Below are 18137 nucleotides of genomic sequence, written 5' to 3'. Positions count from 1 at the left end.
TTCCTAACCTGTTTTTTCATGGTAAGTCTCATCGGTATGGCCCAAGACCAGTTGAACGATTATAAGTATATCATCGTTCCCAAAAAATTCGATGGCTTTAAAAAAGAGAACCAATACCAGACCAGTACCCTTGTAAAATTTCTGTTTACCGAAAAAGGGTTTCAAGCCGTTTATGAAGATGAACTGCCCGGCGAACTGAACAACAATAGATGTTTGGGCCTAGTGGCGAACCTTATTGACGATTCATCGATGTTCACTACCAAGGCGGGAGTGGTTTTGGAGAATTGCAAGGGGCAAGAGGTATTTACTACCGCCATAGGTAAAAGCAAGGAGAAAGATTACAAGCTGGCCTATGGCCAGGCCTTGAGAAACGCTTTCAAATCTTTTGATACCGTGAATTATAGCTACAATGGAAAGGCCGATACATCGGAGCCTGTTCGTGTAAGCTTTAAGGATGATGTCAAGCAGGTTGAGGAGAAGGCGCCTTACGAACCAAAGAACAGACAGCCCATGGTGGAGCAAGTGGCCACTAAGGAAACCCAAAGTTATAAGGACAATACGCCACAACCTTCCAATTATAAGTCAGTGCAATCGCCACAAGCCGTAGCTCCTGCCCCAAGTGTCGTTATCAACGCGTCGCAATCGGATAAGGGCACCCTTTACGCACAGGAAATACCCAACGGGTTTCAATTGGTAGACAGTACCCCTAAAATTCAGCTGAAGATATTTAAGACTTCCTTGCCCAATTACTTTTTAGCCGAAGGCGATGGGGAAAACGGCGTGGTATTTCAGCAGGGCGGAAAATGGTATTTTGAGCAGTACGTCGATGGGAAGCTTAAGACGGAAGAATTGGCCGTAAAGTTCTAGTGGTCGTATTTACCCTTCCATCTATTTTTTAAAAATTCTTTAATGGCATTCTCCCGCGAATTGTTTCCGGGCTCGTAAAAGGGAGTCCCTGATAGTTCCTCGGGAAGAAATTCGGCTTCTACAAAATTGTTTTCATAATCATGTGCATAACGGTATTCGGCACCGTACCCCAAATCCTTCATTAGTTTGGTGGGGGCGTTGCGTAAAGGTAGGGGTACGGAAAGATCTCCGGTTTCCCTCACTTTTTGTTGTGCCTTTTTGATGGCCATATAACTGGCGTTGCTCTTAGGCGATGTGGCCAAGTAAACCGCACACTGGCTCAAAATAATGCTAGCTTCCGGATACCCGATGGTGGTAACGGCCTGGAAAGCATTATTGGCTATGACCAAGGCGGTAGGGTTGGCAAGACCGATATCTTCAGAGGCCGAAATAAGAAGTCTTCGGGCAATGAATTTTACATCTTCGCCGCCTTCGATCATTCTGGCCAGCCAATAAACGGCACCATTGGGGTCGCTCCCTCGAATGGATTTGATAAAGGCGGAGATAATATCGTAATGTTGTTCGCCGGTTTTATCGTAAAGTACCGTATTCTTTTGCACTTTGCTCATTACCAGCTCGTCGGTGATCTGAACGCTATCTCCCGCCTCGGAATTGACGACCAGTTCAAAAATATTCAGCAATTTTCTTCCGTCACCGCCCGATAGCCGCATAAGGGCTTCGGTTTCTTTGAGCTCTATATTTTTTGTTTTTAGATATTTGTCTTGCTGTATGGCCCTTTTAAGAAGGTTCTCGAGGTCATCTTTTCCAAAAGGGTTCAATACATATACCTGACAACGCGATAGGAGGGCGGGAATCACTTCAAAACTCGGATTTTCCGTTGTGGCCCCTACCAAGGTAACCCAGCCTTTTTCAACTGCGGCCAAGAGCGAATCTTGTTGCGATTTGCTAAAACGATGGATCTCATCAATGAACAAAATAGGGTTCTTGGAAGTAAAAAGTCCCCCACTTTGTTTGGCCTTGTCGATTACCTCTCGAATATCCTTGACGCCACTATTGATGGCACTAAGCACGTAAAACGGACGTTGGCTTTCGTTGGCGATAATGTTGGCCAAGGTAGTTTTGCCCGTACCCGGAGGCCCCCAAAGAATGAGGGAAGGTATAATGCCCCTTTTTATTTGGTTCGTTAATGAGCCGTCCTTACCAATCAAATGGTGTTGGCTGATGTAGTCATCTAGGGTTTTGGGGCGAATGCGTTCGGCTAAAGGTTCGTTCATGGTGCAAAAATATAATAAAGTTGGCAGAAGATGGTTTCATATAGCAGAGGAAACACGCTTTTTCAAAAGAGTTATAAAGCCTGTTGGGTACTGACGATTTAGCAGTTTGCAAAGAGTTGGCCAACTTATTGTTAATTTTAAGATATGTCGGATAACGCCTATTTCAAATTTACGAACAGTGTAGTTGTAGCCCCTTTGTTGGCTATACTCTCGATATGGACGGTCTTTTGGGTTGAATTGCGCTTTAAAGTCAACTTGAACGACTATGGCATATACCCGCAGCGCGTTTCGGGCTTAAAAGGCATAATTTTCAGTCCTTTTATTCATGGTTCGGTAGAGCATCTCTATAACAATACCATTCCATTGGCAGTGTTGACCGCCTCATTGTTTTATTTTTATAGGGGTATAGCGTTAAGGGTGCTCGTTATGGGTATTTTGATTTCCGGATTGTTTACTTGGGCAATCGGTAGGCCTTCCTATCATATCGGGGCAAGTGGCGTTATTTATCTTTTGGCCAGTTTTATTTTTTTTAAGGGGATTTTTACAAAGCATTACCGATTGGTGGCCTTGTCACTGATCGTGGTTTTTATCTACGGGAGTATGCTTTGGTATATCTTTCCCATAGAAGATGGAATTTCTTGGGAAGGACATCTCGGGGGATTTTTGGGCGGACTTTTATTGGCCTTCGTGCTAAAGTCCGAAATACCGCCCGTAAAAAAGTACGATTGGGAAAAAGAAGACTATGACGAGGAAGCCGATGAGTTTCTACGGCAGTTCGATGAATACGGAAATTTTATTGAGAAAGCCCCAGAACAGGAGGTTCCCGAGGATACGGTGAAAGTTACGTATCACTACAAGGAACAAAAACCCGATGATTTTTCTGGGGAAGCTAGTAAATAGGTAAGTCGCTTGTTCCTATACCTAAGATTTAGGCAAGGCCCTTTGCCGTACCGCTTCATATAGGAATACCGCACAGGCAACCGAAACGTTAAGCGATTCTATTTCGCCCAACAGGGGCAATTTGGCAAGGTGGTCGGCCGCTTTTAGGGTAGAGGGGGAGATGCCCCGATCTTCAGAACCCATAACTATGGCCGATGGTCCGCTAAAGGAAATGTCGTATATAGAAGTATCGGTCTTTTCGGTCGCTGCCACAACACTGATTCCACTGGCCTGTAAATAGTAGACAGCGTCTTTTATATGGTCGACCTTTGCTATAGGTACTTTAAAAGCCGCTCCGGCAGATGTTTTAATGGTATCGGCAGTAACGGGCGCAGCTCCTTTTTTCTGAATGATGATCCCGTCGACACCGGTACATTCGGCAGTTCTTATAATGGCACCAAAATTACGGACATCAGAAAGTTGGTCAAGTAACAAAAATAGGGGGGCTTCCTTTTTTGCAATAACTTTTTCTACAAGCTCTTCCAGTTCGTAAAAGGTAATGGGGGAGATATTGGCAACAACACCTTGATGGTTGTTTTGGGTCAGCCTGTTAAGTTTTTCGATCGGAACGTATGAGGTGTTGATCCCGTTCCTTCGGATCAATCCTTCAAGCTCACGCGATAAGTCGCCTTTAAGCCCTTTTTGAACAAAGACCTTGTCGATGGGTTCATTGGCGTTTATAGCTTCTATGACCGCCCGTATACCGTAAATTTGAGTTGTTTTGTGCATGGACGCAAATATAGGGTATTACAAAACTAAATTATTTGATTCCGTTGTAAGAATAGTTAGTTAGGTTGAAAAAATAACATTCTTGATAGTCTTATTTCCAGATTGAGGTCGTGAGCCATAAAACAGCATCATCAAAGTATGGGGCATATTGACAAAGTTCGTTATGTGTTAGTCCGTTTGCTACCACAAATTCAATTTCGCTTCCCACTTCAACTGACTGTTCTACCCATGTCTGGGTTTGAGATAAAGGAAAGAGTTCATCATCTTCACCATGAATTACATACAAAGGTGAGTCAATTTTTCGGGCTTCGCCATTTGTATTGGTTGTATTGTAAGAGCTAGCTAGTGGTATACCTGCGCTAAACACTTCTGGTTGGGTTTCTGCAAAGAACCAACTTCCTATACCTCCGTTGCTGTAGCCCGTTACAACCACTTTGTTTGAATCAATATTCCAGTATTTTAATGCAAGGGTGACTATACCCATAACTTGTGACTGATTAATAGGTTCAAACCACTGATATGTGCCGCCATTCGGACTGACAACAAAAGCATTGATTGATGATGTTGCATTTTCTAAATAACAGGAAGTGTTTTTGTGGGCATCAGGGCTGCCACCTGCGGCACCATGAAGGTTGATGAAAAGAGGTTTCTTTTCTTCGGAAGGCTTAGGGGCCGTTACTCGAAAATTCCAAAAAAGCCCATTTGGAACTTCTAATCTGAAGTCATTATTGCCTTCTTCGATTTGTAACTCGGAAAAGCTCTTGTCAACGTCTTCGAAAGTGATTTCTTTAGGTTGAGGGGTGTTATCACTCGAATCTGAGCTACAAGACAAGAAAAGACCTGAGGCTAGAGTAATGATTAGAAGTTTAAATATTTTTGATGATTTCATAAGTTGTTTTTAACGTTTAAGTGTAAAATGTCCTCTCATAACACGGCCATCCGCTAGGGTTAAACTGAACCAATAATCAGAAGATTCTAAGTTGCGTCCGTTATAGCTGCCGTCCCAACCCTGTGAGGTCGGATCAATTTGATCAAGGAGTCTTCCGTACCGATCAAAAATGGAGATAGGCTCTTTTGGTAGTTGGGAGGAATCGAAACCTTGTATTTGCCAATAATCATTGTTTAAGTCGCCGTTTGGGGTGAAAAATTTTGGATAAGCCAAAACGGAAACTTTTTGCGAACTAAGTCCACATCCATTTATATTTCTGACGTAAATTGTATGGGTTCCTGTCGGAACGTTTTTGAAAATATTGCTTGATTGATAGTTGTTTTCATCGTCTAAACTGTATTCAAACGACCTGTTTCGATCCATTATAATTTCAACGGTGTCATTTGATACTTTAACCTTTTTTATGTTGGGTAGTTCTGTTTTTGTGACGGTAATAGTACTAGTTGCAGAACAACCCGTGTCATTGGTTACTCTTACCGAATAGATGCCATCTTCTGTAACGTTAATGGTTTCTGTAGCCTCGCCTGTCGACCATTCGAACGTGTAGTTGGTGTTTGGGTTACTTGTAATTCCGGAAGATAGAATAGTTCCTTTACCATCTGTGCCACAAAGTAGTATGTCTTGGGTAGGTGCTATATCGAATTCTTCAATTCGGATATCAAATTTTCCAGACCCATAACAAATATTTTGGTTTTCTACTCGAACATAAATAGTATTATTCCTGGAAACAAAGTTATCGGGTAGATAGTCGTTAGAACCAAGTAGGGCTTTGTTTTCGGTAAGGTAAAACTTAATGTTACTATCTTTCGAAAGGTTTAGTTGAGTCCGTATGGATTCCCTTTTTAAATCAAGATGAAACTCAGCAGTCCCGTCTCCTAAGGCGCATCCACTAAGGTCGATAATGTCTAAAGTTAAGGCTTGTTTCACCTTTAATTTGACCTCGGCATAACTGTAGCATAAGCTGATTGGGTTTATTACCTTGGCTATCAATACCTCGTCAGGAACCGTATTTTTATATTCAAAAGGAAGTGCGTTAAGATTGCTTGTGTCCATTTCTGCACTTTGTAAATCCTTGTAATAAAATACGTTTATAATTTGATCGGTATCTAGGCTTACGGAAGAATTAATGTTGGCAAGATTAAACTTCTCAATGCCGTTATTGTTTGGTGTATTGGTACATTGGTAATATTCAATTGTATTTGATGGCGTTTTTGGAGCGTCATAGATAGTGACGGTTTTTGTGATTGGATCGGATATGGTGCCGCCTATTGTTTTGGTTAGCGTAACTGTATATTCTCCAGGTTGGCTGTAAACATGTTTTGGAGATTCTGCATTTGATGTAGCACCATCACCAAAATCCCATGATACTGAATCGAATGGGGCATCACCTTGAATGGTAAATTCGGTTTCGTCTCCAAGGCAAACATTTTGAAATTCAAATTTCAAAAGAAACAAAGATTGAACATAGGGAGGGAGGCCTAACTCGGAAAATCTGCCGCCAAGAGAAATAGCGTTTGCTATATAATTGCAAGCAGTTCCTAGGGCTTCGGGGTTATTGATAACCGATAGGCTAGTGCCAGATGCACTTATCGCATATCCTGCACGATATATTTTTCCGTCAATAGCCAGTTGAAGGGCTCCAGCTACATTAGAAGATGTGTTTACGTCTATGATAGATTGTCTGATGTTACTTGAAGATAGGTCAAATTGATACAAAGAACTTCCTAAGGGGCTGCCATCGTCCTTGTAGTTGTTAACTGTGGTATACAACTTGGATGATTTTGGGGAAAACTCAATTCCGTAGGGTATTTTGTTACTTAATAAAACTTGCTCATTACTTACTTTTCCAGTGTTGGTGTCAAAATCGTATAGGAGGACTTTTCCTGTTTGTTTCTGTCTGTCGGGTGTTTTTGGCCCCGTTATGGTACTGAAATTGGTCTGGCTATGGGCGATACCAACTTTTTTCCCATCAGGGGATATTTTTAGGTAACCAATTCCATTTTGTTTATATCCAGTAGGGAAAGCCTCTACTTCAGTCATACTCTTAACTGGGCTTTCATGAACACCGTCTTTATCGATTTTAAATGAATAAAAATAGTTGCCGAAGTGGGTTAAAACCCATGTGGATTTACCGTTTTCGTGCTGGACTGCGGTCAGTTTTTCCGAACATTTAAGGTGTGATTCTGTTGGGTCGTTTGGATTGTAAGTGACAAGATGTATGTTTTTTTTAGATGTTACAACGTCGCCATATCCGTTGTTGAGGCTTAAATCCACAAGGGTGTAATTTAATCCGTAATTGATATCATCTTTCGGTTCGGGTTCGTTTACGGTGAATATATAGTATTCCGTCTGGGATCCGGTTTTTGGGACAATCAAAGCCGATTGTGTGCTCGATTCATGACCTAAGAGGCCTTGCCCATTAGGCATAATCTGGTGAGTTTTGTCCCAAACTGTTATACCGTCGGTGTAAAATAGGAGGCTACCGTTTCTGTCCGAAATGGTGGCACACCCTTCATGGGTCATTAGTTTGCCGTCCAATAAGGGGGAGGGGGAGCCTTCATTGAAATTTAAGCCGGCATTCTCCCCAAAATACCACCTGCTGGCCTCTCTTTGCGCAAAGACGCTATGAGAGCAGTAGAGTGAAAGAAAGAATATCAATAGTTTTAAATGCCACATTAGTAGAGCGTTATTAATAAAAATAGTAAAAATTAATGAGCTTAGGTATAATTAAGCATTAGAAAATCATGGGGGGAAAGTTGGTATCAATGGGTGTGAATAGGTAAAAAAAAACCTGCTTATACAATAAGCAGGTTTCTTTATTAGATTTTAGAATATGATTATTCTACATCCCAAAAAATTCGAGAAGCTTTAGTGTCTCCACCCATTGCCTCTGAAGCTGCTGAGTAGTTGGCGCCATTTACAGAAGGCTCGTCAAGAGGATAAGTGTATCTTCTTGGAACCGGTTCACCGGAAATTTCAGGAACGTTCATCTCTGGGAAACCATATAGTCTATAAGTTGTCCAAGCTTCGAATCCTCTATTGAACAGGTGAATCCATTTCTGAACGGCTATTTTTTCTTGCCAAGTAGTTGCTGCGGTTGCATATGCTACTTCGGGTTTAGATAAATAGTCCAAAGCAATGACAGATGGAGGTGTTTCTGTCTCAGGGTCACCAGCATCCCAGAAAACAAAAGAACCAATAATAGCATTGTTGTAATGTGCTTCTGCATCGGCAGGAGTTCCGACCAAGTTAAGTTCTGCGGCTTCCGCTAACAAGAATTCAACTTCTGGGTAGTCGATTAAGATACCAGGAGTTTCAGGTTGATGGAAGATAGAGCCTAGATGCGTGTAGTCTCTGTATGGAGAATTCGAACCGTAGATACCACCGACATAGTCTCCTTCTAGGTTTTGGTCATAATAAATCCTTCTTCTAGGATCTTCTAGCGCATTCATGATATCGACATTCGTGTTGGCAGGTATAAAATCCTGACGACCACTTTGTACCAAATCAACCCATACAGGGTTGGTATTTGGGTCTGCAGATAAATACTGGAAACTTGCATTATCGGCGTTAGATGTAAAAACTCCGCCGGCAACAGCTTCGGTAGCCATTGTTGCGGCTTTGCTAGGGTTTACTTTTGCAATTCTAACCGCTAGCCTCAACTTCAAAGAATTCGCAAATTTAATCCAAGAAGAAACATCACCTCCATATATTAGGTCTGATGAGCCAAAAGATGGTTCGCCAACTGTTATCATGCTCATTGCATTATCTAAATCGTCGATTATCGCCATGTAGATATCTTCATCGTCGTCATATTTCGGAAGGACATTGTTAATGTCAATAGCTTCTGAAAAAGGTACATTTCCATAAGAATCCACTAACACATGGTAGGTGAAAACTTCAAGAATAGAAATGATAGCCAATTGATTGTCGATTACGGCAGGTGGTGTTAATTGAGTGTCGGTTAAATTGATCAATCGTCTTGATTCATCAAAGTCGCGTAATACATCTCTATATAACTCATTCCAATGAGTGCCAGGTTGATCACGAGTAATCAGGTTATAATTAGTTTCATCCGTGTACGTGGTCTCAGTCCAGTGCTGGGCAAAAAGACGAAAGATGTTGCGGTTGACACTTGTACTTGTCATTTGATCGCTAAGTTGCTTGGTTGCCGCCGCAAATAATGTTTCTGGCGGGGCTTCACCGATTTTAGCCTCTTTAGGATCTATATTCATATCTCCAAAATCAGAGCAAGAAGACATAAGTCCAACTGCTGTGAGTAAAAACAAATATTTTTTCATAGTTTATTTTTTAAAATTGAAATTTCAAGTTAAATCCGTATTCTTTTTGAGATGGATGAGCACCAGATTGATATCCTTGAATGTTACCACTACTTAAACCGGCTTCAGGGTCAGAGTATGGCATATTTTTGTCGATAATCCATAAGTTTCTTCCAACAACTGACATTGAGATGCTATTGAAGGGAAGGTTGTCGACAAGTTTCTTAGGAAGTTGATAAGATAGTGTAACCTCTCTAAGTTTCACGTAGCTCGCATCGTAAACATGTAGTGCATTAGGAGCTCGAACGTAACCAAGGGCATTGGCATAGTTGCCCATGCTGGTTCTTGTTGTGTTCGGTGTTCCGTCAGGGTTAACACCTTCAAGTAGAATTCCTCCACCTTCAGAAACAGGGTCTCTTTTTGGGTTACCCAATTCGTTTGTACCTGCTGTAATGTCATATATACCGGTTGCATATCCGTACCATGTATCTAAAGAAAATACATCACCACCCTTTTGTATATCGATTAAGAAACTAAATGATAGGTCTTTGTAGGTTAGTCGGTTTGTGATACCGCCTTTCCAATCAGGGTTTATGTCTCCAATTGGTTGTGGGGTGCCATCTACAACGTATCTTCCTGTAGTAGGGTCGATTACTTTTTTACCATCAATATAGGTGAAGTTCGATCCCCAGATGCTACCGTAAGGCTGTCCAACTGTAGCGTTGATAGAGATACCTCCTTGTAGTGATGCCATTTGAAGGTTTGTTACTTCCTCACCGGTTGCTGGGTTGGTGAAAAGAGAAATTACTTCACTTTCATTCTTAGCCCAAGTACCGTTAATAGCCCATTCGAAGTCTTCTGTTCTAATAGGGGAAACAAAGGCAGATGCTTCAATACCTTTGTTGTCTACCTGTCCAGAGTTGACAACTAATGTGTGGTATCCAGTCGCGCGGCTTACGGCTACTGGGTAAATTTGGTTTGTGGATTGAGTGCTATAGTAGGCAAGGTCAAAACCAAAACGTTTATTGGCGAAACTTGTCTCCAAACCTACTTCATAACTTTTTGTAAGTTCGTTAACAAAGTCGGCATTTGATTTTTGGTTGCTTACTGAGAAGAAAGGAACCGTGAAATTGGTAGGGTTGGCATAACTGTCATAGACCCTATAAGGATTAGTACTGTTACCTACTTCAGCATAGTTGGCTCTTACTTTGGCAAAGCTCAACCAATCTGCGTTTATCAAGTTTGAAAAAACGAACGATGTAGAAACCGCAGGGTAGAAGAACCCATTGTTTTCCTCAGGTAGAGTGGATGAAATGTCATAACGACCTGAAATATCTAAATAAAGCAAATTGTTATAGCCGAAAGAAGCGTTTCCGAAGAAGCCATAATCTTTCAATTTTCCTAAATATTCAGTAGGAGGATTCAATAGGTTAACTGAGTTACCTAAAGCATATAGTTTAGGAACGGCTAATCCGCCACTAGTAACAGCTCTAACAGATTCAATTCTTTGTTGCCTTGCAGTACTACCAACTACACCATCTAAGGTTAGCTTTTCGCTTAAGTCAAAGTTGTAATTGAATAAAAGATCGTAATTCAATTCGGTAAACGTTCTGTTGAATCTGCTGTACTCAGGAACGTCAACACTTCCAGTAGCTATACGGCCTTCCTGTAATTCGGAATAAGTGTCGAGTGAGGTACGACCCGTAATGGTTAACCAATCTTTCGCTTTGTAAGTTAGGTTAACATTTCCGAATATTCTGTTACGTGTATCCGATTCATAACTTTCGAATAGAACGAAATAAGGGTTGTTAAAGAAGATAGGTTTTCTACCATCTTGTGTTAATGGGTCTCCACCGTAGTTCCAACTAACGTTACGACCTGTGTCGTAGTAAGCTTTCTCTTGGGCAGCCATGTCAACGTTGGTTTGATACCATTGTCTGTAACTTTGGGCGACGTTTCGTCCGTCATAACCCGTACCGTTACGCCCAGAACCATCAGTTTTAGTAAATGTGGCTTTAACCCCTACCGTTAATTTTTCGGATATATCTTGAGACCCGTTAAAATCGACAGAGTTTCTAGTTAACTTACTGTTTGGGTAAATTCCGGTTTGGTCAAGATTAGTGTAACCTAATCTAAAAGATCCAGTATCACTACCTGCGGAAACAGATATACTGTTGTTAAGTGTAACTCCTGTGTTGAATATATGGGAGAAATCGTTTTTGCCAGGAGCCCAAGGTGTTGCTTGAAGATAGTTGGGGGACTCAGGGTAGAATGCATCCCATTGGTATACAAGAAGGTTAGGGTCGAAGGCGGCACCAAATGATGCATCTTCAGTAAAAACGGTGGTTAGGTCATCCAGTCCGTCTCCATCAATGTCTTGTTCGAAGAAATATCCCCCTGGGCCACTATAGTATGCGCCATAACCAGCACCATATTCAGTTTGGTACTTAGGGAAGGTATCTTTGTCATAATTAGATAGCGTAACTCCTGAGTTAACAGTGAATCCTAAGCCCTTTTTTCTTTTACCGGTTTTAGTGGTAATGATAATTACGCCGTTGGCAGCGCGATATCCGTAAAGGTTAGATGCGGCAGCACCTTTAAGAACGTTGATTGATTCAATATCCTCGGGGTTGATGTCCATTGCGGCATTACCGAAATCGTATCCACCTCTACCCTGTGTTTGATCGCTGGTCGTAGCGTCAAAACTTGCGGAACTTGCGTTGCTAATGTTACTGACAGGTGTTCCGTCAATAACAAATAGTGGCTGGTTGTTACCTGTAATGGATGTGTATCCCCTTAAGATAATGTTTGATGAACCTCCCAACGTGTTACTTTTTTTAATGTCAAGACCGGCAACTTTACCAGAAAGTGAGTTTACGAAGTTAGTTTCTTTCGCGGTATTGACCTCATCGCCTCCAACGTTAGTCGTGGCGTAACCAAGAGCTTTTTTCTCTCTTTTAATACCTAAGGCAGTAACTACCACTTCGTCAAGCGCCTGTGCATCTTCCGACATTTGAAGGTTGATGGTAGTAGATGCTCCAATAGCTCGGGTTTCATTTTTGTACCCGATGTAAGAGAATACTAATGATTGACCTTCGCTAGCCGAAATGGCATAGTTTCCGTCAAAATCGGTTTGGGTTCCGTTAGTAGTTCCCTGAACTACAATGTTTACCCCTGGTAGCGGGAGACCGTCTTGGTCGGATACCGTACCGGTAATGGTTTTGCTTTGTGCAAAAGATAACTGCACGATTAACGCCAAAAACAGCGTCAACAATCCTTTTTGTTTTGCTCTCATTTTATAATTATTTGAATTAGCTAGAGCCAAAAGTCTTAATTTCACGTTAATAATCCAATTTTTTTTAACGTTAAATTATGCATGCATAGGTTTTTTGGTGTTACAAATTGGGTGAACAGGTCTTATTTTTGTGAAAATAACACATTAAAAGAGCTCGATGTTACATAAAAGGCAGTTTTTTGAAATGGTTTGTGAAAAACGACCTCGGTTTGTGTTAAAATATTTGGAATAATTTAATAATGCTCTTTTTGGCAAGTTTTTGTTAAAATAACAGTATTTGACCTCGTTAAAAGTAAGTAAATAGCCTCAATATGTGAATTATATTACCGTATTTTATTGAAATTCATGGGATTTTGTGGTTCAGGTGATTTTGTTTGTTGGGGTGAAATCGGCTTGTGTGTGGTTTTATCGGGGTCGGAATTGATGGGTTGTTAAAGGTGGGAGAAAGTGTTCATTATGATTAAATACGTATGTTGGTTTTTGGGTGTGGGTCTTGGCTTTTTGGGTTTAAGAGACTTTATATTAATGTGTCTTTTTTTTCTTGATTGAGGGTGGATTTTTTCCGATTAGGGTTTCTAAAACAAATTTCTTGGAAAATTAATGGCAAACTATTTGAATTTCTGTGAAATAGTATTACATTTGCCGACCCTTAAACAAGGGCTTATTTATACATATATATTTAGTATGCCAACAATTTCACAATTAGTACGAAAAGGAAGGTCCACGATTACTAAGAAGAGTAAATCGGCGGCTTTGGATTCGTGTCCTCAAAGAAGGGGTGTTTGTACTCGTGTTTATACGACTACGCCAAAGAAACCAAATTCAGCTATGAGAAAAGTAGCGAGGGTTAGGTTGACCAATGGTAAGGAAGTGAACGCTTACATACCCGGAGAAGGACATAACCTCCAAGAGCACTCGATAGTATTAGTAAGGGGCGGAAGGGTGAAGGATTTGCCAGGTGTTAGATACCATATCGTTAGAGGTGCTTTGGATACTGCAGGTGTTGCAGGAAGGACTCAACGTAGGTCTAAGTACGGTGCAAAACGCCCTAAGAAGTAAATGAACAAAAGGTGGTTAGGTGAAGGTCGTGACAATAGTTTCGACGGTAGCTTAAAATCCGAAATTATTAAGTAATGAGAAAAAGACAGGCAAAAAAAAGACCACTTTTACCGGATCCGAGATTTAATGATCAATTGGTGACACGTTTCGTCAATATGATGATGTGGGACGGTAAGAAGTCTATCGCTTTTAGTGTTTTTTACGATGCAATGGATATCGTAGAAGAAAAAAAGACCGATGACGAAAAAACTGCTTTAGAGCTTTGGAAAGATGCTCTTTCCAATGTGATGCCTCACGTTGAGGTGAGAAGTAGAAGGGTTGGTGGGGCTACGTTCCAGATTCCGATGCAAATCAGACCGGACCGTAAGATATCTACCGCAATGAAATGGCTTATCAGTTTCGCTAGAAAGCGTAACGAGAAAGGTATGGCCCAAAAATTGGCAGCTGAGGTTCTTGCCGCTTCGAAAGAAGAAGGTGCAGCTGTTAAAAAGAGAGTTGATACGCATAAAATGGCTGAGGCCAATAAGGCATTTTCCCACTTTAGATTTTAATCAGAAATGGCAAGAGATTTAAAATACACAAGAAATATAGGTATTGCGGCACATATCGATGCCGGTAAGACCACTACGACGGAACGTATACTTTTTTATACGGGTGTAAGCCATAAAATAGGGGAGGTGCATGATGGTGCTGCAACTATGGACTGGATGGAGCAAGAGCAAGAGCGTGGTATCACCATTACCTCTGCGGCTACTACCTGTACATGGAAGTTTCCTTTGGAAAACGCAAAACCGTTACCTGAAACAAAAGATTACCACTTTAATATTATAGATACCCCGGGACACGTTGATTTTACCGTTGAGGTAAACCGATCTTTGCGTGTGCTGGATGGTTTGGTCTTCCTTTTTAGTGCTGTTGATGGTGTTGAGCCTCAATCAGAGACAAACTGGAGATTGGCCGATAACTATAAAGTGCCACGTATTGGTTTCGTGAACAAAATGGACCGTCAAGGGGCTAACTTCTTGAATGTCTGTAAGCAAGTGAAGGAAATGCTCGGTTCAAATGCTGTGCCGATCGTTCTTCCAATTGGTGACGAAGCTGATTTTAGGGGTATTGTCGATTTGGTCAAGAATAGGGCTGTCGAATGGCACGAAGATAATTTTGGATCTACTTTTGATGAGATTGAGATTCCAGAGGGTATGAAGGCCGAGGTTAAGGAGTATAGGGCTGCTTTGATCGAAGCAGTTGCTGAATACGATGAGGAGTTGATGGAGAAATTCTTCGAAGATGAAGATTCTATCACCGAAGATGAAGTGCATGCCGCTTTAAGGGCTGCTGTAATGGATAGGGCGATTATACCAATGGTATGTGGTTCTTCCTTTAAGAACAAAGGGGTTCAATTTTTATTGGATGCCGTTTGTAGGTACTTGCCTTCGCCTGTTGATAAAGAGGCTATTATCGGTGTAAATCCCGAGACTGGAAAAGAAGAGTCGAGAAAACCGGATGTAAAAGAGCCGTTTGCGGCCCTTGCATTTAAAATTGCTACAGATCCTTTCGTGGGTAGGTTGGCTTTCTTTAGAACTTATTCTGGTCGTTTGGATGCCGGTTCATATATATTGAACAACCGTTCAGGTAAGAAAGAGCGTATTTCGCGTATATATCAAATGCATTCCAATAAACAAAATGCTATCGATTATATCGAAGCGGGTGATATTGGGGCTGCTGTTGGATTTAAAGATATTAAAACAGGGGATACAATGTCTGCTGAAAAGCATCCTATTGTATTGGAGAGCATGGACTTTCCTGATCCTGTAATCGGTATTGCCGTTGAGCCTAAAACAAAGGCCGATGTTGATAAGTTGGGTATGGCCTTGAGTAAATTGGCTGAAGAAGATCCTACTTTTCAGGTAAAAACCGATGAGGCTTCCGGTCAAACAATTATATCCGGTATGGGTGAGCTTCACTTGGATATTATTGTGGATCGTTTGAAGAGGGAATTTAAGGTTGAGGTAAACCAGGGTCAACCACAGGTTGAGTACAAGGAGGCCTTTACTCAGACGGCGGATCATAGGGAAACCTATAAAAAGCAATCTGGTGGTCGTGGTAAGTTTGCCGATATTGTATTTACAATTGGGCCTGCTGAAGACGAAGAGGCTACAGGTCTTGAGTTTATCAATGTGATAAAGGGTGGTAACATTCCTAAGGAATTTATACCAGCTGTTGAAAAAGGATTCAAGGATGCCATGAAGAATGGTCCTTTGGCCGGATTTGAGATGGATAGTATGAAGGTTACCCTTAAGGATGGTTCCTTCCATGCGGTGGATTCTGACTCCTTATCGTTCGAGTTGGCTGCCAAAATGGGTTATAAGGCTGCTGCGAAAGCTGCGAAAGCTGTGCTTATGGAGCCTATCATGAAGATTGAGGTGTTGACACCTGAAGAAAACATGGGTGATATAGTTGGTGATTTGAACCGAAGAAGAGGTACAATTTCCAATATGAGTGACAGGGCTGGGGCAAAAGTGATTAAAGGTGAAGTGCCTTTGTCTGAAATGTTCGGTTATGTGACTTCATTGAGAACATTGTCATCGGGTAGGGCAACCTCCACTATGGAATTTTCTCACTATGCAGAAACACCATCGAATATCGCAGAAGAAGTAATTAAGGCAGCAAAAGGTGTAACCACCGCTTAATTTTTAGAAAGATGAGCCAAAAAATAAGGATAAAACTAAAATCTTACGATCATAATCTAGTAGATAAGTCTGCAGAGAAAATCGTAAAGACCGTAAAGACTACTGGGGCTGTGGTAACCGGACCAATTCCGTTGCCTACGCACAAAAAGATATTTACCGTATTGCGTTCACCGCACGTAAATAAGAAGTCTAGAGAGCAATTTCAGCTAAGTTCTTACAAGAGATTGTTGGATATTTATAGCTCTTCATCAAAAACTATTGATGCGCTTATGAAGCTTGAGCTTCCAAGTGGTGTTGAGGTTGAGATAAAAGTCTAAGTATTTCCCGTCCAGATTAGGATGGGGGACATGTCCCGAGCTGCGTGCGAGGGAAAAACGGAGAAAAACAATCAGGGTTGAATTGTTTTGACCCTGTTTTTTTGTCCGATAGTTAACGAGTATTAATAAATGTAATATAAACGGAAGACGGGTTTTTGTAAATCTGGATTCCATAATCTAAAATCAGTATGTCTGGGTTAATTGGAAAAAAAGTAGGCATGACCAGCATCTTTGACGAGAACGGGAAGAATATCCCCTGTACTGTTATCGAAGCCGGACCATGTGTAGTTACCCAAGTCAGAACCGAGGAAGTTGATGGCTATAATGCCCTTCAGCTTGGTTTCGATGACAAGGCAGAGAAGCGTGCTAATAAGGCCGAAGCAGGTCATTTTAAAAAGGCGGGTACATCTCCTAAGAAAAAGGTCGTTGAATTTCAAGGTTTTGAGGAGGAATACAAATTAGGAGATACCGTCGGTGTCGATCTTTTTGTAGAAGGAGAATTTGTGGATGTTATTGGTACGTCTAAAGGAAAAGGTTTTCAGGGTGTTGTAAAGCGCCACGGATTTGGTGGTGTAGGTCAAGCGACCCACGGTCAGCATAACCGATTGAGGGCTCCGGGTTCCATTGGTGCCGCATCTTATCCTGCAAGAGTTTTTAAAGGAATGAAAATGGCCGGTAGAATGGGTGGTGAACGAGTTACCATTCAGAACCTTAGAGTGTTGAAGGTTGTTCCGGAAAAGAATCTTTTGGTTGTAAAAGGTGCTGTTCCAGGTCATAAGAACGCTTACGTAACTATCGAGAAGTAATGAAGGTAGCAGTTTTAGATATCAAAGGAAAAGAAACAGGTAGAAAGGCAGACCTTTCTGATGCTGTTTTCGCAATAGAACCTAACGAGCACGCCGTTTATTTGGATGTTAAGCAATATTTGGCACACCAAAGACAAGGTACGCATAAATCTAAGGAGCGTGCGGAGATTGCGGGTAGTACTCGTAAGATCAAAAAACAAAAAGGAACAGGTACGGCCCGTGCAGGTAGTATCAAATCCCCAATTTTTAGGGGTGGTGGTAGGATTTTTGGTCCAAGACCAAAAGATTACGGTCAAAAATTGAACAAGAACGTGAAACGTTTGGCCCGTAAATCTGCCTTGAGTATCAAATCTAAGGAACAGGCAATTTTGGTTGTTGAGGACTTTAATTTTGATGCTCCAAAGACAAAAGATTTTAAGGATGTTTTAAAGTCTTTAGGGCTTGAAAACAAAAAATCGCTGTTTGTCTTGGGTGAACCAAATAATAGCTTATATTTGTCTTCGCGAAATTTGAAGGATTCCGAAGTCATAACCTCCTCAGAGATAAGTACTTACAAGATTTTAAACGCAAATAATATTGTGTTGTTGGAAGGTGCCTTAGAAGGATTGGAGTCTAATTTAACAAAATAGAAAGCCATGAATGTGTTGATAAAACCAATAATAACGGAAAAAATGACCGCTGATAGCGAGTTGTACAATCGTTATGGTTTCATAGTTGATCCAAGGGCCAACAAGATCCAGATAAAAGACGCGGTAGAAGCAACTTACGGTGTTTCGGTAAAGAAAGTAAGAACCATGAACTATGGTCCTAGCAGAAAGACACGTTACACTAAGACTGGTATACAGCATGGAAAGACTAACGCGATTAAAAAAGCGGTAGTTGATGTGGTTGAAGGTGATATCATTGATTTTTACAGTAATCTATAAAGACAA

The 18137-nt window shown here is 41.2% G+C and carries 15 protein-coding genes; 9 read left to right on the top strand and 6 right to left on the bottom strand.

Annotated elements, in window-relative coordinates:
* Positions 1 to 18 precede the first annotated feature (18 nt).
* Entirely contained in the window at positions 19 to 867 is an 849-nt protein-coding gene (locus B4Q04_RS18025) for a hypothetical protein (protein ID WP_013993841.1), read from the top strand.
* Here the strand turns inward: B4Q04_RS18025 and B4Q04_RS18020 are convergent.
* Positions 864 to 2141 carry a replication-associated recombination protein A gene (locus B4Q04_RS18020; protein WP_013993842.1) on the bottom strand — a complete coding sequence of 426 codons (1278 nt, stop codon included), beginning with the start codon at positions 2139 to 2141 and terminating at the stop codon, positions 864 to 866. The genes B4Q04_RS18025 and B4Q04_RS18020 overlap by 4 nt on opposite strands.
* A gap of 144 nt (positions 2142 to 2285) precedes the next feature.
* Between B4Q04_RS18020 and B4Q04_RS18015 the strand changes: the two genes are divergently transcribed.
* Entirely contained in the window at positions 2286 to 3041 is a 756-nt protein-coding gene (locus B4Q04_RS18015) for a rhomboid family intramembrane serine protease (protein ID WP_013993843.1), read from the top strand.
* Positions 3042 to 3062: 21 nt separating this feature from the next.
* On the opposite strand, the gene rlmB is transcribed toward B4Q04_RS18015, so the two are convergent.
* The 5 genes from rlmB to B4Q04_RS17990 all read right to left on the bottom strand — a co-directional run bounded on the left by rlmB (position 3063) and on the right by B4Q04_RS17990 (position 12378).
* Complete coding sequence (rlmB, locus tag B4Q04_RS18010; protein WP_088697630.1) at positions 3063 to 3809, bottom strand: 23S rRNA (guanosine(2251)-2'-O)-methyltransferase RlmB; 747 nt, start codon at positions 3807 to 3809, stop codon at positions 3063 to 3065.
* A gap of 91 nt (positions 3810 to 3900) precedes the next feature.
* Positions 3901 to 4698: a prolyl oligopeptidase family serine peptidase gene (locus B4Q04_RS18005; protein WP_088697629.1), complete on the bottom strand. Its 798-nt coding sequence runs from the start codon at positions 4696 to 4698 to the stop codon at positions 3901 to 3903.
* Positions 4699 to 4707: 9 nt separating this feature from the next.
* The gene (locus B4Q04_RS18000) at positions 4708 to 7434 is read right to left on the bottom strand and encodes a T9SS type B sorting domain-containing protein (protein ID WP_088697628.1); all 2727 of its coding nucleotides are present in this window, start codon (positions 7432 to 7434) and stop codon (positions 4708 to 4710) included.
* 161 nt (positions 7435 to 7595) lie between these two features.
* The gene (locus B4Q04_RS17995; protein ID WP_088697627.1) at positions 7596 to 9059 is read right to left on the bottom strand and encodes a SusD/RagB family nutrient-binding outer membrane lipoprotein; all 1464 of its coding nucleotides are present in this window, start codon (positions 9057 to 9059) and stop codon (positions 7596 to 7598) included.
* A 10-nt stretch (positions 9060 to 9069) separates the two neighbouring features.
* The gene (locus B4Q04_RS17990) at positions 9070 to 12378 is read right to left on the bottom strand and encodes a SusC/RagA family TonB-linked outer membrane protein (protein ID WP_317042128.1); all 3309 of its coding nucleotides are present in this window, start codon (positions 12376 to 12378) and stop codon (positions 9070 to 9072) included.
* 639 nt (positions 12379 to 13017) lie between these two features.
* On the opposite strand from B4Q04_RS17990, the gene rpsL reads away from it, so the two are divergent.
* The 7 genes from rpsL to rplW all read left to right on the top strand — a co-directional run bounded on the left by rpsL (position 13018) and on the right by rplW (position 18131).
* Positions 13018 to 13392, top strand: a complete 375-nt coding sequence (gene rpsL / locus B4Q04_RS17985) for a 30S ribosomal protein S12 (RefSeq protein WP_010519393.1) — start codon at positions 13018 to 13020, stop codon at positions 13390 to 13392.
* 74 nt (positions 13393 to 13466) lie between these two features.
* The gene (gene rpsG / locus B4Q04_RS17980; RefSeq protein WP_013993855.1) at positions 13467 to 13943 is read left to right on the top strand and encodes a 30S ribosomal protein S7; all 477 of its coding nucleotides are present in this window, start codon (positions 13467 to 13469) and stop codon (positions 13941 to 13943) included.
* 6 nt (positions 13944 to 13949) lie between these two features.
* Positions 13950 to 16082, top strand: coding sequence for an elongation factor G (fusA, locus tag B4Q04_RS17975; protein WP_088697625.1), 2133 nt, complete (start codon positions 13950 to 13952; stop codon positions 16080 to 16082).
* Positions 16083 to 16093: 11 nt separating this feature from the next.
* Positions 16094 to 16399, top strand: coding sequence for a 30S ribosomal protein S10 (rpsJ, locus tag B4Q04_RS17970; protein WP_007094989.1), 306 nt, complete (start codon positions 16094 to 16096; stop codon positions 16397 to 16399).
* Positions 16400 to 16587: 188 nt separating this feature from the next.
* Positions 16588 to 17205 carry a 50S ribosomal protein L3 gene (gene rplC / locus B4Q04_RS17965; protein ID WP_013993857.1) on the top strand — a complete coding sequence of 206 codons (618 nt, stop codon included), beginning with the start codon at positions 16588 to 16590 and terminating at the stop codon, positions 17203 to 17205.
* Positions 17205 to 17834: a 50S ribosomal protein L4 gene (gene rplD / locus B4Q04_RS17960; protein WP_013993858.1), complete on the top strand. Its 630-nt coding sequence runs from the start codon at positions 17205 to 17207 to the stop codon at positions 17832 to 17834. The genes rplC and rplD overlap by 1 nt, the downstream gene beginning before the upstream one ends.
* Before the next feature lie 6 nt (positions 17835 to 17840).
* A complete protein-coding gene (gene rplW, locus B4Q04_RS17955; protein WP_013993859.1) occupies positions 17841 to 18131 on the top strand; it encodes a 50S ribosomal protein L23 in 291 nt (96 codons plus the stop codon).
* The last annotated feature ends 6 nt before the right edge of the window (positions 18132 to 18137 follow it).

This window comes from Zobellia sp. OII3 (assembly GCF_002211465.1).
Classification (GTDB): domain Bacteria; phylum Bacteroidota; class Bacteroidia; order Flavobacteriales; family Flavobacteriaceae; genus Zobellia; species Zobellia galactanivorans.
The sequence above is the reverse complement of the archived record's forward strand: the minus strand, read 5'-3'. Positions and strand labels throughout refer to the sequence as shown.

Coding starts and splice junctions, on each gene's coding strand:
- B4Q04_RS17995 (WP_088697627.1), bottom strand. CDS start 9,059: ATGAAAAAATATTTGTTTTTACTCACAGCAGTTGGACTTATGTCTTCT.
- rlmB (WP_088697630.1), bottom strand. CDS start 3,809: ATGCACAAAACAACTCAAATTTACGGTATACGGGCGGTCATAGAAGCT.
- rplD (WP_013993858.1), top strand. CDS start 17,205: ATGAAGGTAGCAGTTTTAGATATCAAAGGAAAAGAAACAGGTAGAAAG.
- B4Q04_RS18020 (WP_013993842.1), bottom strand. CDS start 2,141: ATGAACGAACCTTTAGCCGAACGCATTCGCCCCAAAACCCTAGATGAC.
- B4Q04_RS18005 (WP_088697629.1), bottom strand. CDS start 4,698: ATGAAATCATCAAAAATATTTAAACTTCTAATCATTACTCTAGCCTCA.
- B4Q04_RS18025 (WP_013993841.1), top strand. CDS start 19: ATGGTAAGTCTCATCGGTATGGCCCAAGACCAGTTGAACGATTATAAG.
- rplC (WP_013993857.1), top strand. CDS start 16,588: ATGTCTGGGTTAATTGGAAAAAAAGTAGGCATGACCAGCATCTTTGAC.
- rpsG (WP_013993855.1), top strand. CDS start 13,467: ATGAGAAAAAGACAGGCAAAAAAAAGACCACTTTTACCGGATCCGAGA.
- B4Q04_RS18015 (WP_013993843.1), top strand. CDS start 2,286: ATGTCGGATAACGCCTATTTCAAATTTACGAACAGTGTAGTTGTAGCC.
- rpsJ (WP_007094989.1), top strand. CDS start 16,094: ATGAGCCAAAAAATAAGGATAAAACTAAAATCTTACGATCATAATCTA.
- rplW (WP_013993859.1), top strand. CDS start 17,841: ATGAATGTGTTGATAAAACCAATAATAACGGAAAAAATGACCGCTGAT.
- B4Q04_RS18000 (WP_088697628.1), bottom strand. CDS start 7,434: ATGTGGCATTTAAAACTATTGATATTCTTTCTTTCACTCTACTGCTCT.
- fusA (WP_088697625.1), top strand. CDS start 13,950: ATGGCAAGAGATTTAAAATACACAAGAAATATAGGTATTGCGGCACAT.
- rpsL (WP_010519393.1), top strand. CDS start 13,018: ATGCCAACAATTTCACAATTAGTACGAAAAGGAAGGTCCACGATTACT.